The sequence below is a fragment of the Azospirillum thiophilum genome (assembly GCF_001305595.1).
GTDB classification, from domain to species: domain Bacteria; phylum Pseudomonadota; class Alphaproteobacteria; order Azospirillales; family Azospirillaceae; genus Azospirillum; species Azospirillum thiophilum.
The window spans coordinates 44,029-60,883 of the sequence record NZ_CP012403.1; the positions used below are offsets into that span (position 1 = coordinate 44,029).

Annotated in this window: 12 protein-coding genes; 6 read left to right on the forward strand and 6 right to left on the reverse strand. The window is 67.4% G+C overall.

Features of this window, described 5'->3' with window-relative positions:
- Positions 1 to 96: 96 nt before the first annotated feature.
- The 4 genes from AL072_RS19540 to AL072_RS19555 form a co-directional block, all read right to left on the reverse strand.
- Positions 97 to 1,062 (reverse strand): class I SAM-dependent methyltransferase, encoded by a 966-nt coding sequence (locus AL072_RS19540; RefSeq protein ID WP_045584712.1) that lies wholly within the window; start codon positions 1,060 to 1,062, stop codon positions 97 to 99.
- Between the two features lie 126 nt (positions 1,063 to 1,188).
- A complete protein-coding gene (locus AL072_RS19545) occupies positions 1,189 to 2,481 on the reverse strand; it encodes an endo-1,4-beta-xylanase (RefSeq protein WP_045584484.1) in 1,293 nt (430 codons plus the stop codon).
- Positions 2,482 to 2,614: 133 nt separating this feature from the next.
- Complete coding sequence (locus AL072_RS19550; RefSeq protein ID WP_082109214.1) at positions 2,615 to 4,972, reverse strand: GumC family protein; 2,358 nt, start codon at positions 4,970 to 4,972, stop codon at positions 2,615 to 2,617.
- Positions 4,973 to 4,975: 3 nt separating this feature from the next.
- Positions 4,976 to 5,812, reverse strand: a complete 837-nt coding sequence (locus AL072_RS19555) for a WecB/TagA/CpsF family glycosyltransferase (RefSeq protein ID WP_082109236.1) — start codon at positions 5,810 to 5,812, stop codon at positions 4,976 to 4,978.
- Positions 5,813 to 6,224: 412 nt separating this feature from the next.
- Here AL072_RS19555 and AL072_RS19560 point away from each other — a divergent pair, with 412 nt between their 5' ends.
- Positions 6,225 to 8,534 (forward strand): helicase-related protein, encoded by a 2,310-nt coding sequence (locus AL072_RS19560; protein WP_045584486.1) that lies wholly within the window; start codon positions 6,225 to 6,227, stop codon positions 8,532 to 8,534.
- Positions 8,535 to 8,568: 34 nt separating this feature from the next.
- Here the strand turns inward: AL072_RS19560 and gpmA are convergent, their stop codons facing one another.
- On the reverse strand, positions 8,569 to 9,315 hold the full coding sequence (gpmA, locus tag AL072_RS19565) for a 2,3-diphosphoglycerate-dependent phosphoglycerate mutase (protein ID WP_045584487.1): 747 nt from the start codon (positions 9,313 to 9,315) through the stop codon (positions 8,569 to 8,571).
- 264 nt (positions 9,316 to 9,579) lie between these two features.
- Here gpmA and AL072_RS35680 point away from each other — a divergent pair, with 264 nt between their 5' ends.
- The 4 genes from AL072_RS35680 to AL072_RS19585 all read left to right on the forward strand — a co-directional run bounded on the left by AL072_RS35680 (position 9,580) and on the right by AL072_RS19585 (position 14,752).
- Positions 9,580 to 10,080, forward strand: a complete 501-nt coding sequence (locus AL072_RS35680) for a cyclic nucleotide-binding domain-containing protein (protein ID WP_245636927.1) — start codon at positions 9,580 to 9,582, stop codon at positions 10,078 to 10,080.
- A gap of 18 nt (positions 10,081 to 10,098) precedes the next feature.
- On the forward strand, positions 10,099 to 10,443 hold the full coding sequence (locus tag AL072_RS19575) for a hypothetical protein (RefSeq protein ID WP_045584489.1): 345 nt from the start codon (positions 10,099 to 10,101) through the stop codon (positions 10,441 to 10,443).
- A 746-nt stretch (positions 10,444 to 11,189) separates the two neighbouring features.
- Positions 11,190 to 13,394, forward strand: coding sequence for a hybrid sensor histidine kinase/response regulator (locus AL072_RS19580; RefSeq protein WP_245636928.1), 2,205 nt, complete (start codon positions 11,190 to 11,192; stop codon positions 13,392 to 13,394).
- A gap of 62 nt (positions 13,395 to 13,456) precedes the next feature.
- Complete coding sequence (locus AL072_RS19585) at positions 13,457 to 14,752, forward strand: pentapeptide repeat-containing protein (protein WP_045584491.1); 1,296 nt, start codon at positions 13,457 to 13,459, stop codon at positions 14,750 to 14,752.
- 12 nt (positions 14,753 to 14,764) lie between these two features.
- Here the strand turns inward: AL072_RS19585 and AL072_RS19590 are convergent, their stop codons facing one another.
- A complete protein-coding gene (locus AL072_RS19590) occupies positions 14,765 to 14,983 on the reverse strand; it encodes a hypothetical protein (RefSeq protein WP_045584492.1) in 219 nt (72 codons plus the stop codon).
- Between the two features lie 168 nt (positions 14,984 to 15,151).
- Between AL072_RS19590 and AL072_RS19595 the strand changes: the two genes are divergently transcribed.
- Positions 15,152 to 16,747 (forward strand): glycosyltransferase, encoded by a 1,596-nt coding sequence (locus AL072_RS19595; protein WP_245636929.1) that lies wholly within the window; start codon positions 15,152 to 15,154, stop codon positions 16,745 to 16,747.
- The last annotated feature ends 108 nt before the right edge of the window (positions 16,748 to 16,855 follow it).

Here is a 16,855-nt window from a genome sequence, read left to right on the forward strand (position 1 = left end):
GAAAAACCCCTTTGCCGATGCTTTGCAGCAACAAAGGGGTACTAGGTCGATGCTAGCGCCTTGATTTTTCGAGATATTTTGAAGGAGAAAGGCGCGTCAGGCAGGCTTGTGGGCGACCACAAACACCTCGGGGCGGAACATGTAGAGCTGGCCAACCCTTCCGAGCTTGCGATTTAGGGTTAACGGGAGCCGTCCCAAAAATGTCTCCACCGCTCGCATGTAGCCGAAATAGGCACGGCTGGCGAAATGCAGGTTCACGCGGCGCCGCACCGCCATAGGCACGACATAGACGGCTTCGACCTTGCCGAAGCCGGCGCCTCGCAACAATGCCGCCGTCTCGCCATAGTCGTATTCGCGCAGATGCATGCAGACGGGTTCCTGCAACCCGAACACCTCCGACAGATCCATCGGGCCTGCGTATTTGTGCGGCATGCTCAGGACATATTTGCCGCCCGGCTTCAGGATGGTCCGGACATTCTCCATATGGGTGGCGACGTCGCCGGGATGCATATGCTCGACGACGTGGGTGGAGATCACGCTGTCATAGCGCCCGGCGGGCTCGAAGCGGGCAAGGTTCACGCCGTCGCAGCATCGCCAGGAGATGTTGGAATCCTGTTCGATCCAGCCGGCGCCGCGTTCGCGCGTCACCTCGGTCGCGACGCAGCGGTAGCCGTGGCGGGCGAGGTAACGCAGCAGCCGCGCCTTGCCCGATCCGACCTCGTAGACGTCCTGCGGTCCGCCCAGCAATGTCAGGAAATGGCGGAAGTCCAGGTCGTCGTCGCGGGTATGGGCATCGTCCTCGGCCTCGTTCAGCCAGGGGCAATTGGTGTAGAGCGTGGTGTATGCCTTCTCGAAGACGTCCCAGCGCTCGTCCGGCTTGCTATCCAGCAACTCGCGGGCGAGGCGCCTTTCCAGGTCCCAGTGCCTCCGCACCATATCGACGGTCAGCGGATAGGACGGCGAAAGGTGGAATTTCCGCCGGTACCGATCGACGAGGGCATCATCCTCCACGCGATCGACGGGCAGGCGATCCAGTGGCAACGTGTCGGCTGTGTTCTGCACGATCGACCTCTCCATCAGGGGGGTGCCGGACGCATTCCGGGACTCTAAACGGGAGTGGAAACGGAAGCGCGGGTGCGAAGGGGAAAGTGGGCGGGGCTATCGGATGGCTATGTCGCCATGAAGGGTTTACCCCGCCCGGGCCTTGCCGGTGCGGGACTTGTCGCGCAGCGTGTCGACCACTGCGGCGTAGAGCGGCAGCGGCCGCGACTGTGCGTCGTACGGAGAGGGGTGGGGGCGCAGCGCCGGATGTTCGCGCGCGATGAAGTTCAGGTCGGAGCGCAGGTGCCACCAGCACAGCTCCTCCAGCCGGGAAGTTTCCAGCACGTCGGCCAGATAGCGGCGGGCCAGCAGGGCCAAGGTCCGGTCCTTCTCGGCCCGCGACCAGGAACCCGGCAGGCGCGTCTCGTCCACGTCCATCTCGGTCAGGTGGACGGTGAGGCCCAGCTTGTTGACGGCGCGGAGGAAGCCGCGCATGCCGGCGCTGTCATAGGGCTTGCCGCCGATCAGGTGGCTCTGCAGCCCGATGCCGTGGATCGGCACCCCGCGCTTCACCGCCCCGGTCAGCCAGTCCAGCAGATAGGCGCGCTTGCGCTGCTGCCAGCCCTCGTCGATCTCGATGCCGAACTCGTTCAGCACCAGCCTGGCCTTGGGGAAGGCGGCATGGACATGGTGGAAGAAGGGGTCGAGCCATTCCGGGCCCTTCTCCGCTCCGCCGGCCGCGACCCACCACATGCCGCGGCGGAAACCGTAGCGGTCCTGCTCGCGCGGGTGGCTGTCGACGGTCTCCCAGAAGAAGACCTCGTTGGCGACATCGATGCGGTAGAAGATATCGCCGTAGCGCTGCCTGACCGCCTCGACCACGCCGGTGAAGCGGGGCCAGACATTCTCCTGTCCCAGCGTGCCCTCGGGCGAGAAATAGGCGTCCTCGTCGATGCCCAGCTCAGCCTGCCTGCCTGCCGGAAGCTTCATGTAGGGCGGCATGCCCATATGCTGCCAGATGATCGTGTGCCAGTTCGGCATGGCGCCGATGGAGCGGGCCAGCTCCACCGCCGCGTCGAAGCGGCGCCAGTCGTAATTGCCCTCGCTATGCTGGAAGACCCCCCATTTCCCGCCATTTTCCGGCGTGACGACATCGCATTCGCGCGCCATCAGCCGGTCGAGCGTCGGGTCCTCCGGCTCGATGAAATGGTCGCGCGCGGCGCCGTGGCGGATGCCCAGCGCACGGCAGGCCGCGCGCAGCGTCACCGCAGGCTCGGCCGCGTCCGGTTGGGGGGCCGCTGCTTCGGCGGGTGCCGGGCCGGAGGCGCCGCGGCAACTCGCCAGCACCGCGCCGGCGGCGACCGTCCATAGCAGCTCGCGCCGGGTCGGCCGCAAGTCGGGCAGCCAGGAGGGCAGGCGGGGCTTCGGAAGCGTGATCATAGAAAGGGGGCTCTCTTCTGGTCGCGGGTTCCGGTCGTGAAAGGTTCCGGTCGTGAGAAAGGCCCTTCCCTCCGGATGCCGGGGCGTTCCGGAGGGAAGGGGCTCGAAGTGGAAGGAGCTTGGTCCCGGCCGCTTACGGCGCAGTCCGCAGCGTGGTGTCGCCGTAATATTTCTTGGTCGCCATGTAGCTGTTGTAGGGGCCCTGGTAGCCGCGGGAGGCCGCCTTCTTCAGGTTCACGTCGGTCATCACCGCGACGAACTTGGAGTGATCGATGGGGCCGAGGTCGGCGACCGCCTGAAGGTCGCTGGCCGTGGTGTGGCCCCAGCGGCTGACGAACAGAACCTTGGACGCGGCGCCGCAGACGATGCGGGCATCCGACACGGCGAGCGCCGGGGCGGTGTCGAACACCACGAGGTCGAAGTGCGGCGACAGGCCGGCCATCAGGTGGATCAGGCCGTCGACGTTGAAGCGGTCCAGCGTCTCCGGCATCAGGCGGCCGGCCGGGATCATGGCGAAGGGTGCGTCCTCGCTGCTGTGCACGATCTCGTCCAGGGTGGCGGTGCCGGAGATCCAGTCCGACAGGCCCTTCTTGGCCGACAGGTTGAACAGGCCGTCGATGCGCGACCGGCGGAAGTCGGTGTCGACCACCACCACCCGGCGGCCGGCCTGCGCCGCGACCTGGGCGACGGCGAGGCTCATCGAGGTCTTGCCGTCCTGCGGGCGGGCCGAGGTGACGGCGATGGAGCCGACCGGACCCAGATCCGCCAGATGGTTACGGAACAGGGCGCGCATCGATTCCGAGAACAGCGAGAAGGGATGGTTCTGGAAGATCTGGTCGAGGCGGCTGCGCGACCCGCGGGTCGAGTGGTGCGGGACGATGTGGACCGTGCCGACGCCCAGGATGCGGCGCACGGCGTCCGGGGTGCGGATGCGGCGCTGGAACAGCTCGATGCCGAAGACAATGAAGATGGCGGTGGCGAGCGAGGCGACGAAGCCGGCCAGCAGCAGCAGCAGGCGGAACGGACCCGACGGCTCATGCGGAACCTGCGGTGCCGACACCAGCTTGACCGCGGTCGGGAAGGCGCGGTTGTCCTGCTGGGCCTGCACCTCTTCCAAACGGCCGAGCAGGCTGTCCAGGAGCTGGCGCTTGGCCTGGGCCTCGGCCTCCAGCGTGCGCAGCGGCACCGCTTCCTCGGTCATGGTCTGATAGCCGGCTTCCAGCTTGGCGATCATCCCCTTCAGGGCGTTTTCCTGCTCGATGGCGACATTGGCCGCCTCGCGGACGCCGCCGATCTCGTGGCGGACCTCCTGCTGCAGCGAGGAATTCGCCTCGTTCAGGCGGGCCTGCAGCTCCTGGATGCGCGGGTGCTTCGGGCCGTACTGGCGCGACAGCTGGGCCAGCTCGGTGGAGATGGCGGCGACGGTGGCGCGCAGCTGGGCAACCACGGGCGAGGCGAGGCTGCCGCCGTTGCCGCCGCTGCGTTCCAGCGTCTGGGCCTGGGCGACGGCACGGGCGCGGGTGGCCGCGGCCTCGGCCAGCCGCAGGCGGGCCTGCTCCAGCTCGGTGGTGGCCATCAGGCCGTTGGTGCCGTTCTTGACCAGGCCGGCCTTGAAGCGCACGGCGTCGACCTTGGTGTCGGCGGCTGCCACTTCTTTGCGCAGGGTGCCGATGCGGTCCTCGAGCCAGGCGACGGCGCTGGTGGACAGGTCGCGGTCCATCTGCTGGCGGGTTTCCATGTACCGGCGGACGACGGTGTCGACCACCTTCTGGGCGATCTCCGGCTCGCGCGCGGTGTAGCGGACCTGGATCACGCGCGACCGGCCGACGACCCCGACCTCGAGGTTGCGGCGGACGCGGTCCAGCACGCCGTCGATGCTGTCGGCGGCGCGGGTTTCGCGCAGTTGCGTGTCCTTGGTCATGTCGTCGCCATGGGCCAGCACCGCCTGCACCACGCCTGGCAGTTCGGGGCCGAACACCGCATGGGCCTGTACCCGCGTCCAGGCGGTGGCGCGCTCGACGAAGGGCTTGGTCTCGTCGGCCTGCGGCGGCGGGTTGAATTCCAGGTTGGTGGCCAGCTTCAGGTCGGCGACGGCCTGGGACAGCACGGCGGTCGATTTCAGGATCTCGATCTCGCTGAGGATCGCACCATCCTCCGGCGTGATGGAGTTCAGCGCCTGATCCTCCGCGCGCACCACGCGGACCTGCCGGTTGTCGACCAGCAGCAGGGCTTCGGATGTGTATTTGTCCTTCATCAACGAGACGCCGAAGGCCGACATCGCGGTCAGCGCCAGCACGATGGTGGCGATCAGCGTCTTGTGCGCAGCCAGAACCCGCAGGATGAACCGGAAGTCGGGCCCCATCGCCGGAGCCGGCCCGTCGAACTCGCGCGGCGCATGGTGGCCGACCTGGGTTGGCCATGCCGGAGCCGGCAGCCCTCCATGGCTTCCAGGGCCATGGCCACCGTTGTTGATCTGGGGAAGGTTTTCCACGTCTCAAAGCTCCTTCTGGATAGGCGACCGCCGGATCGGGGACGAGGTCGGGGACGGGGCGATCCGGGTGGAACCGGGCGCTGCGGGGCCGGCCCCGCGGGTGCGGAGGGATGCGGCACGGCGTAGGCGAAGGGTGCTCCAGGCGAAGCCGAAGGCACCGATGCAATAGCGGCGGAACAGGCGCCGGGGCTCCTGCGCCAGACGGAAGGCCCATTCCAGGCCGGTCCGCTGGACCGCCTCCGGCGCGCGCTTGAAGCGGCCGGCCAGGAAATCGACGATGGCGCCGCCGTTGACGATCAGGACCGGATGGTCGAGCGAGCGCTTCAGCCGGGCAGCCACCTCCTCCTGCCTGGGCATGCCCATGGCGAGCAGGATCAGGTCGGGACGGGTGGCCCGGGCCTGGGCGATGTAATGCTCGACTGGGTGGAAGCCGTGCTGCAGATCGCGGTAGCGGTGCGGCGTGGCGGCTTCCAGCACCACGCGGGCACGGTCCAGCCAGGGGGTGGCGGTGCCGTAGATCGCGACGTTGCGGGCCGGGAGCGATCGCAGCAGCAGCGGAATGAAATCGGTGCCGTTCATGTTCAGGCCTGCCGGCATGCCCAGCACCGGCATGACCGCCTGCAGGCCGATCCCGTCGCGCAGCAGGATGTCCGACGCACCGAAGGCGGCCAGCGCCGCGTCGGAGTCCATGCAGACGTTCAGGCCATGCGCGTTCAGGAAGGACAGCACCGTCGGATGGTCCACCGTCCCCAGCCGTTCGACCAGGGACCGGCGCTCGCCGTCGTTCGAAATGCACCGCATGCGCTCGATCAGTTCCAGGACTTCACGAGGGTTCGGCATGCGCATCTCCCGAAATGATTGATCGAATGAGGAACATCGGCAGACCCCGCGACCGATCCCGCGGCCGGTTTGGCGACCAGTTCGGCGCAGCCTTGTGCGCCGGACGGCGGCTAACCCGTTGGAGACGGGACGTCGAACCTGCGTGGCTCTATGTGGCCGGTCATCCCCCCTTTTCGCACGGGCGAGATCGGCGAAGCGGCGACGGATTCGAATTAGCCCGGCCTCGCTCCGGCGGGGGATTCGGCTTGCCGAATCGTCCGGTTCGACCCATAAAGAAGGACCTTGGCCATAAAGAGAGATCCTGGCGCTCTATGGCTGTTGTCGGGAAAGCGCATCCGGGCCGGCCGCTCCGCACAGGCCGTCAGACCGATGTGCTTGCAATGACCAGGGCATTTCCAAGAAAAGAACAGTCATGACCGACGATACCCCCGACACCTCCCGTCCGGGCCGCACCCCCGGCACGGCCGATGAATTCGACCGCCGCGACGCCTTGCGCGCGGTGGCGGCCGTGGTGCGCGGCGACGGCATCGACGTGGATTCCGATAGCACCCCGGCGCGCTGGTCGGTGGCGGCCACCCATGTCGTCGCGATCCCCGGCACCGACCGTAAGCTGAAGCTGCGTTTCAAGGTGGCGATCGGCCCGCTGCCGGACATCGAGGCCGACCTGTGGGGCCTGCTGACCATCGAGGAGGGGTTCGGCCGGCCGCAGGCACGGGCGCTCGGAAAACGGGTGAAGGGCGCCTGCCTGTCGTCCCCCGCCATCGAGAAGGCGAAGGCGCGTATCGACGCCTGGTTCGTCTCGATGGAGCAGCGGGCGGCCGGCTTCGGCGAGTCCTGGCGGCCGAAGGGCTTCGCAGACGAGCTGGGCCGCGTCGTCGGCTTCGGTGGGCGCATTCCGCGCCTGCAGACCCTGCTGGACGCGCTGGAGGAATCCTTCTCCACCGCCGCGGCCCGCTCCGGCCTGAAGGTGCGGCGCGAGCGGCTGGAGAACGCGTCCGGCATGGGCGTCTATCTGGACAGCTTCGCCACCGCCCGCGCGATGATCCGCAAGCTGCGGCTGTTCGTCGGCCCGACCAACTCCGGCAAGACCCATGCCGCCATGGACCGGTTGGCGGAGACGGAGAGCGGCTGCTACCTGGCGCCCCTGCGCCTGCTGGCGCTGGAAGGGCAGGAGGCGCTGGAGACGCGCGGCCGGCCCTGCAGCCTTGTCACCGGCGAGGAACGCGACGTGCGTCCGGGGGCGGCCTTCACCTCCTCCACCATCGAGATGGTGAACACCGTCAAGGTGTGGGGTGCCTGCGTCATCGACGAGATCCAGATGATCGGCGATCACGACCGCGGCTGGGCTTGGACCCAGGCGGTGGCCGGCGTGGCGGCGCCCGAGATCCTGATGACCGGCTCGGCCGACGCCATCCCCTACGTCAAGCGTCTGGCCGATGCCCTGGGCGAGGAGCTGGAAATCGTCGAATTCACCCGCAAGTCGCCGCTGCGCGTGCAGGAAGAGCGGGTGAAGCTGTCGGAGGTGAAGTCCGGCGACGCGCTGATCGCCTTCTCGCGCAAGGACGTGATGGCGCTGCGCCATGATCTTCTGGGGCGCAACCACAATGTCGCGGTGATCTACGGCGCCCTGTCGCCGGAGGTCCGCCGGGCCGAGGCCCGTCGCTTCCGCGAGGGAACCGCCGACGTTCTCGTGGCGACCGACGCCATCGGCATGGGGCTGAACCTGCCGGTCGCCCGCGTCGTGCTGTCCACCACCCGCAAATATGACGGGCGTGAGGAACGCGAGCTGACCCCGTCGGAGATCCGCCAGATCGGCGGTCGGGCCGGTCGTTTCGGCATGCATGAGGAAGGCCGCGTCGCCGTGCTGGAGGGCGAGAGCATCAACCCGGTGCGCCGGGCGCTGACCTCGCCGCCGGTGCCGCCGGAAGACCCGCGCTCGTGGATTTCGCCCAACCTCAGCCATGTCGAGGCGATCGCGCGGGAGCTGGAGACCGACAGCCTCGCCAAGGTCCTGCGCACGGCGGGGCAGGAGTTGCTGCGCGCCAACCAGACCTTTCGCATGACCGACCTGGAGCAGCGGATCCAGGCGGCCACCGCGGTCGACCGCGCCAGGCTGCCGCTTGCCGAACGCGACATGCTGGCCCGCTGCCCGATCGACACCCGCGACCAGAACAACCTGCGCCTGCTGGGCGGCTGGGCGACCAACCAGGGCAGGGGCATTCCCAACGCCGCTCCCGACGCGGCGGAGCGGTTCCGCCACCATGTCGGGACCGACGTCGAGCTGGAGAAGGCCGAGCGCGCGGTGAAGGAGTTGACCGCCTACGCCTGGCTGGCCTACCGCTTTCCCGATGCCTATCCCGAGATGGATTTGTGCCAGGAGCGCCGCGCGCACCTGAACGCCTTCATCGAGCGCACGCTTGCCGAACGCTCGCTGGCCCGGGCCTGCCCGGTCTGCGGCGCCCGGCTGAAGGCCAACCACCGTTTCCGCGTCTGCGACAGTTGCTATGGCAACCGTGTAGAGCACCGCCGCGACGGCCACCGCGATGGCCGCCGCGGCCCGCCGGACCGGGCCGGAGGCAGCGCCCTCGCTCCCGCCCATGGGAACGGCACTGCCGATGCGAACGGCAAGACCGCCGGCAATCCCCACCAGTTCCACCATCCGGTGGGCAAGGATGGCCAGAAAGCCGGTCCCCCGAACCGGGCTCGGGGGCGGAGGCCGTAGGCGGCCGCTTCGGACAGGGCACCGGCGGCGGGCGTCATGCCGCCGCGCTGCCCTCCCGGTCCGGCCAGGTGATTTCCTCCACCGTGCCGCCGTCGCCAAGGAAATAGCGGCGCAGCGGTGTCAGGTCTGCGCCCAGCTCGTAGACGAGCGGCCGTCCGGTCGGAATCTCGAACAGCGGAATGTCCTGGTCGGCAACGCCGTCCAGATGCTTGACCAGCCCCCGCAGGCTGTTGCCGTGCGCCGACACCAGCACCCTCGCGCCCAGCCGCAGGGCCGGGCTGATCGCCTCGGTCCAGAAGGGGATGACGCGGTCGGTGGTGTCCTTCAGGCTTTCGCCGCGAGGCAGGTTCGCTTTGGCGATGCCGGCGTAACGCCGGTCGGAGACGGCCGACCGCGGCTCGTCCGGTTCGATGGGTGGCGGCGGCACGTTCCAGCTGCGCCGCCATTGGAACACCTGCTCGGCGCCGTGCCGCTCCGCCGTTTCCGCCTTGTTCAGGCCCTGCAGCGCACCGTAATGGCGCTCGTTCAGCCGCCAATGCTTGTGCACCGGCAGCCACAGCCGGTCCATGTCGCGCAGGACGAGGTGCAACGTCTCGATGGCGCGGCTCAGCACCGAGGTGAACGCAACGTCGACGTCGATACCGGCATCCTTCAGCAGACCGGCCGCCTCGCGGGCTTCGGCGATGCCGCGGTCGGTCAGGCCGACATCGGTCCATCCGGTGAAGCGGTCTTCCGCATTCCAACGGCTTTGGCCGTGGCGCAGCAGGATCAGTCGATGCATGGCGTGAGCTCCAGGAGGCGGGCGCATCCGGCTTGAAACGCCGGCGCAATCCGCAGGTTCCCGCGACCGTTCGCCGCAACCGTCCGGCCGTCACAGTGGTATCGGGTGGGCAGCAGGCGGTTTCAGTCCGATTTCATGATTGCTTCCGGAGACACCAATTATGTCAGCGGCGAAATCGAGACGACATACTCGGACAATAATCGTGCGGTACGGTCACCCCATCTGAAATTGCCGGCCCAATCGGCCTACGAAATGGAGGGGAAAATGGCGGACGTGTCCATAGGCTCGCAAAATCCCTCGCAGGCGGCTGCCGGACTCCGCGTGCCGCATCCGGGCCTTGCCGCCAACCCTTCCGCCAACCCTTCCGCCAACCCTGCCGTTCTCCGTCCTCAACCCGGAGCGGGGGAGGGGACTGCCGCGAATGGCCCGGCCCACTCCGATTATCGTACCAGCCACCTTACAACCTTGCGTACCGAGGCCACGATGCTGCATCATCATGACGTCATCTCCAGAGCCGTCTCGACCGACCGCGAGATCACTCTGGAGGCGCTTCGTGTGTTCACCTATCTGAGCCGGAGGCTCCATTTCGATCGCTCCGTTCCGGTGCTGCAGTCCGAACTGGCTGATGCGCTGGGCATGCAGCGGCCCAATGTGAACCGGGCCATCAAGCTGCTGGAAACCAAGCAGATCCTGCTGCGGGAATCCAAATTGGGGCGCGCGATCACGTTCCGGCTGAACCCGGGACTGGAGGGCAGCCGGGCCTGAGTATTTGCCAGGGATGGAATGATCGTCGAGACCCGTGAGCTGTTCTTCACCAATTCCGCCCTGAAAAAAGCCATTGCCTGGTATCAGAAGGCCGCAAACCAGACGGACTTGCCGCTGGGGGTCGTCACCGCGGTGTCGCCCAAGCCCGATGGCTGCCTGTCCGTGCAAATCCAGCAGAGCGGCGCGTCCAGGTCTCGCGAGGTCGTGTTCACGCCCAGCAAGACGCTCGCGCTGCTGCTGCTGTTCTGCCGTCGCCAGAAGGTTCCGATTCCCCGCGATGCGGGGAAGGAATTGGAGGCCGTCGATGATGGCCTGATTCTGATCGTGCGTGGCGAGACGGCGACCTCGGCCCCGCCGCATTGAGCGGTCGACCCGACCGGCGGCCGTTCTCCCCGACCAATCAAGTGCCGCCGCGCATTCCGCGCGAGCGGTCGCCTTGCCATGTCCGAAGCGTGACATCGCGATTGCCGATGCTTTTATCATTCAACGGCAGGAGCCGTTCGGGAAGGGTACGCGCCCAACCCGACGGCTAAGATGCTCATCATCATTCTGATTTCGCAGGACCATTTGCGCATCCTGCCTTGAGATGCCCAGGGCGCCATTCCGTCGGAATGGAAATTTCATAAAATGTGCATTGATCAATTATTGCGCCAAAAGGATAGCGAATCTCCTCTCGCCATACTGATCAAACGGGTGGGCAATGTATGAGTATAGTCATAGTCGCCAAGGTTGATCGCGCGGTTCCTCTTGCTGTGCTATTGTGCAAATCGTAAAACGAGCTAATCTTTTCTACCGGAAGCTTTCACCAAATGGATGGAGCTGCATTGTCTTCTGGCGGGGGCACTCGGATAGGGGGATGCTGTGGCAGATGCATTCGTTCGGTTCCGGCTGGACGAACTGCTGCAATCCGATCCCGGTTCATCGCCAAGGATGCCATCCTGATGCCCATCAGACTTCCGTTGCCGCCGTTCTCGACGGACTCCGGCCGTCCTGGGCAGCCGGTTCGTTCAACGCCGACCTGATCAGGGCCGATGTCTTCGCTTTTTCATGCTGCTTCGCTTCACCGGCACGCTTCCACACTGCTTCGCACGGCGACCGCCTCCTCCCGGGTGCCGCTCACCGTTCTGTGCGCGGCGTTGGCTCTGCTGGGCAGCGTCTCCTGGGTGGCGGTCACCATCCTCGATTATCGCGACACGCTCGAACGCTCCGAAGAGACTGTGCGGCAGGCGGTGACCCTGCTCGACGGCCATGCCAGCAGCGTGTTGGAGCCCGGCGTCACCCTCCTGCAACAGGTCGCCGACCGTATGGATGGCCGCGGCCTGGGGGCATGGGCGGAGCGCAGCCTGATGGAAGCGATGGCTGTGGAACGGTTCGGCCGCATGACCGTGCTCGATGCGAATGGGATGCTGCGGTTCGGCGCCGCCGTCGCGGTCGAGGGGCCGGACGGAGGCGGGCCGATGACGCTTGCCCACGTCCTACCACCAGAGGAGGAGCGTGCGATCCAGGCAGCCTTCGGCCATATGGCAGGCCAACCCTCGATCCTTCTCGCCCGCCGCATCCACGACATGGCCGGCGTATTCGATGGCGTCATTCTGGTCGCGGTGCCGGTGTCATCGCTGATGCCGGCGCTGAACGCCCTCGGCGACGGGATGCAGCGGTCGGTTGGGCTGTTCCGCCCCGACGGTATGCAGCTGGTCGGGTTCGGTGCCGCTGCGCTCGGCATGCTGCCGCCATTGGCACCGGGGGCTGAGCGGCTGGAGGCAGAATGGACGGTTGACGGTCGGCCGTCCATGCTGGGGCTGAGCCGCATGCTGCGCATGCCCGTCCTGTCGGTGGTGTCGATCCCGCGGGCGGTGGTCCTCGACCCCTGGCATGTCAGGCTGGAGCGTGGGCTTGCGGTGATGGCGGCCGGTGTTGCGGCCCTTGTCGGGCTGTCCCTGTTGGGGGTGGCCGGCCTGCGCCGGGAGGCTTCGGCACGCCGCCGGCTGGCCGAGGCGAACGGACAGCTCGAACAGGCGAACGCCCGGTTGGAGCAGCGGGTGGAGGAACGGACCGCCGCGCTCAGCGCCGCCAACCTGGAGCTGAGCCGTGCGCTGGCGGAGAAGGAGAGGGCCAATCAGGTGAAGGGCCGCTTCCTGTCTGCCGCAAACCATGATTTGCGGCAGCCTTTCCAGGCGTTACGACTGTTCCATCACATCCTGACGGAACGTCTGGCCGACACGCGCGACCGCGCCATCGCCGAGAAGATGGGCGAGGCGCTCGATGCCGGAGAGAAGCTTCTGCACGCCCTGCTGGAAGTGGCGACGCTGGATGCGGGTGTGGTCCGCCCGCAATTGGCCGATGTGCCGGTACCGGTCATATTCGATGATCTCCTGGCGGAATTCCGTGGGCTGGCAGCGGAAAAGGGCTTGCAGTTGCGCGCCATGCCCAGCCGGATGGTGGTCCGGACCGATCGGGCGTTGCTGACCCGCATGCTTGGCGATCTGGTGCGCAACGCCATCCGTTTCACCGATGCCGGCCGCGTCACCATCGGCTGCCGCCGCCGGGGGCATTCGCTGCGCATCGAGATCTGGGACACCGGGAGCGGCATTCCGGCCGAACAGCTCGACAACATCTTCGAGGACTTCGTCCAACTCGGCAATCCGGAGCGGGACCGCCGCCAGGGACTTGGTCTTGGCCTTGCCAAGGTGCGGCGCAAGGCTGCCCTGCTCGGCCATGCGGTGGAGGTGCGGTCGCATCAGGACCGGGGGTCGGTCTTCGCCGTCACCGTGCCGACGGTGGAAACCGAGCGCCCGCCTGCCCCGCCGCCGGTGCCGGCAGCCGCCTGCGTCGCGACCGGCGGCCGGCTGATCCTGGTGGTGGAGGACGATCCGGTCCAGCGCGACGCCATGCGCCTGCTGCTGGAAAGTTGGGGCCATCGCGTGATCGAGGCCGCCGACGGCGAGGCCGCGCTGGCGTTGGTCGGCGGTGCCGTCCGGGTGGTCGAGGCCGCCGAGCCGGCCTCGATCACCCGGGAGGTTCTGGTTCCCGACATGGTCGTGAGCGATTTCCGCCTGCCGGGTGGGCTGACCGGCGTCCAGACCGTGGCGAAGGTGGGTGAACGGCTGGGCCGTGCCGTGGCCGGCCTGATCCTGACCGGCGATACCGCGCCGGAGCGCATCCGCGATGCGGTGGCCACAGGCTGCCGCCTGCTGCACAAGCCGGTGACGCCCGACGATCTGCGCGACGCCATCGCCATGACCCTGGCTGAACAGCCGGGCGCACGCGCTGCAACCGATAGTGAAAAGATTTTGGAGAACCAGCAGACTACTTGAGTTAACCGTTTTTGAAGCGTGGCGACGCCACACTGCCGTCGGAAAGGGAGTTCATCGGTCCGATGGTGCAGAATCGCACGCTCAAACGTCTAGACCAGGGGCAGCTCGATCAGGCGGTCCGGCGGCACGAGATGTTCCGCAACGCGCGTGTGGGCGGCGCGCGCGCAAACCTGTCCTTCTGTGACCTTTCGGGGCTGGATTTGGCCGGCCGCGATCTGGCTCATGCCGATTTCGTCGGCTGCAGCCTGCGCGGCGCCAATCTTGCCGGCGCGCGGCTGGATTGCGCGTCCTTTTTCGTGGCCGATCTTCGGCAGGCTAATTTCGATGGCGCCAGCCTGATCAAGGCCGATCTGCGCGGCGCCTGCCTGCGCGGCGCCATCCTGGTCGGTGCCAACCTGTTCGAAGCGGATCTCCGCGACGGCTCGCTGGCGGAAAAAGACCGATCCGGCCATCTGCGCATGGTGCAGATCGACGCCAATCCGGCCGAGGCCGACGGCGCCGACCTGTCGGGCGCCAACCTGACCAATGCCCGCATGTCGGGGGTCATGGCGATCCACACCGACTTCTCCGACGCGGTGATGCGCGGCTGCAAGCTGGTGCGGGCGACCATGCGCGGCGCCAACTTCACCGGTTCCAACCTGGAGGGTGCCGACCTGTCGGGTGCCGACATGCGCGGTGCCTGCCTGCGTGGCGCGGTGCTGACCGGTGCCACCATGATGCTGACCGACCTGACCGACGCCGACGTGGAAGAGGCGCTGACCGACAAGCCGGTCGGCCGGGTGGTGGCGGAATTGGGGCGATCGCTCGACGATCTGCTGGCCGACCATATGGCCTGGGTCGGATCCAGCGGAGCCCAGGGCACGATGCTCGACCTGTCGGGCTTCGACCTGCGTCATGCGCCGTCGCTCGCCCATGTCTGTCTGACGATGCTGCGGGCGGCGGGGGCGACGCTGTATGGCCTCGACCTGACCGGGGTGCAGTTGCAGGCCGCGGTGCTGGACAACGCCGACCTGCGCGGAGCGACGCTGAACGACGGCGATCTGCGCGGCATCGGCCTCAGGCATGCGAAGCTGAACAACGCCAACCTGCGCAATGTCAATCTGCGGCCGCTGGTGTTCGACGAGCAGCGGTCGCGTCCGGCCGACCTGTCCGGCGCGAAGCTGCGCTATGCCGATCTCAGCGGTGCCAGCCTGCGCGCCGTCAATCTCGGCAATGCCGACCTGTCCTTCGCCAACCTCCGCGGCTGCGACCTGACCAGGACCGACCTTACCGGCGCCAAGCTGTTCGGTGCCAAGGTGGAACGCCGCGCATTGACGGAAGGGGCGATCCTGGACGGCGTCGCTGGGCTGAAGCTTTAAGCCTTCACCCTGCTATGCCTTTACGCGGTCGATTTTCTGGAGCAGCCGGCGCAGGTCCAATGCGGCGCGGTCGGCGATGCGTTGCGCCTCCACCAGGACGCCGGTGAGGTCGCCGACCTCCGGCGCGATTTCTCCCGCCGCGTCGGACATCGCGTCCAGCTCTGCCGCCGCCTTGCCGATCAATCCGGTCACCACACCGGCAGGACCGGCGGCGCTGTCGAAACCAGCCATGGAAACATCCCTTCTGTAAATGTGGTTTTTGCGAGTGTGTCGCATTCGGCAAGCGCACGCAATGTCTTCAGTTGCATCGCAAGGCGTTTGCCGCCGAATGCCGGCTTGCATCGTCATCGCCGGTGGCAGTACACCCGGAGGGGGTGCCCGAAGCGGAAGAGGTCCAGAATGCCGGAACCGGTCCCGTCCGACCGCATGACCGAGGCGGCAGCCGCCCTGATGGTCTTCCTGACCGACCGGCAGTTCGATGCCGGGAAGATCAACCGCTTCTCGATGCTGTGCGACGGGTTGCGCCGCAGCCTGGACCAGGACTCCCGGCTGGGGCTGGCCGACCTGCTGGAGCGCGAGGCGCCTGCGAACGACACGGTGCGTCTGCGTTCGGTCCTGTTCCTGCTGACCGGCGACCTCTACCATTACGAACGGATCCTGCATTATCTGATGCTGGGGGCGGACAGCGCCGATCCGGCCGTGCTGCACTACACCCACTGGTGCCTGTCGCGGCAGCTGTTCCTGGGCGTCGCGACCGGCGACAAGCTGGCGAGCTTCGTGCCCTGCGACCTGTTCCGCTACTATACTTCGATGGTCCGGTCGGTGGCGCGGCGCTGGGGACTGACGCCGCCGCGGACCACGCTGCGCGACGGGCCTATCCGCCGCGTCGCCGTGGTGACCAACCAGTTCACCAACCAGGGGCATCAGCCGACCCGCGACTGTTTCGATTTCGCAGCCCGCATGCAGGACGAATTCGGGCTGGACGTCGCCATCATCAACTGCAACGCATTGCCGACCCGGGTGGAGAATGTCTTCATCCCGCCGATGATCGCGGAGGTCGCCGCCGACCTGGAGGGCGTCTTCGCGCTGAAGATGTTCGGCCGGCAGGTCAAGGTCGCCTCCTTCACCGGGCCGGCCTTCAGCCAGGACAAACTGCGCCTGATCGTCGAGGCCATCGACGGCTACGACCCCGACCTGATCGTCTCCTTCGGCGGCTCGAACATCGTGGCCGACCTGTTCGCCGATGTGGGTGCCCGGCCGGTGGTGGCGCTGCCCACGAGTTCCGGCATCACCCTGTCGCTGGCCCCCATCGTGCTGGGATTCGAGGAACGCGACCATACGCAGGCGATTTCGCCGCTCTACCGCGCACCCTTCGCCCGCCGCTTCCGTCCCTTCACCTTCGGCTACACCCTGCCGCCGTCGGACGGCGTGCGCGCCGACACGGGTTTTCCCGACGGCACCCCGCTGTTCGCGGTGGTCGGCACCCGGTTGGACGAGGAGGTGACTGGAGAGGTGCTGGGGCTGTTCGACGACATCCTCGACCGCTGCCCCGGCGCCGGACTGGTCTTTGCCGGCGAGGCGCGGGAATTGCAGGCGAGGCTCGCCCCCTTGCGCAACCATGGGCGGATGCGCTGCCTTGGCCATGTCCTTGACATCCGGGCTCTCTACCGCCGCTGTCACGTCTTCCTCAACCCGCCGCGCCAGGGGGGCGGCGGCGGTGCGGCCTTTGCCCTGGCGGAGGGAGTGCCTGTGGTCACCTATGGCTGGGGCGACGGTGCCAGCGTGTCCGGACCGGGCTTCTCCGTGGCAGACCGCGCCGCCTTCGTGGCGCGGGCTACCCTGCTCATGACCGATACCGAAGCGCGCGAGGCGGCCGCTGCGGCGGCCCGGGCGCGCTTCGCCGAGATTGGCGACCGCCATCGCTGCGTCGAACGCCTGCTGGCCTATGGCGAGGAGGCAAGGTCCCTGCACCGCGCCGGACGCAACGGGCCGTAGGCGTTCGCTGAAATTAACGTTCCTTCATGTTTTGATGGAAGACTGTAGCAGTCGTCCCGTTCCAGCCGGAAACCCCGCCCCTTGCCGAACAGCAACTCCCTCCGTCCG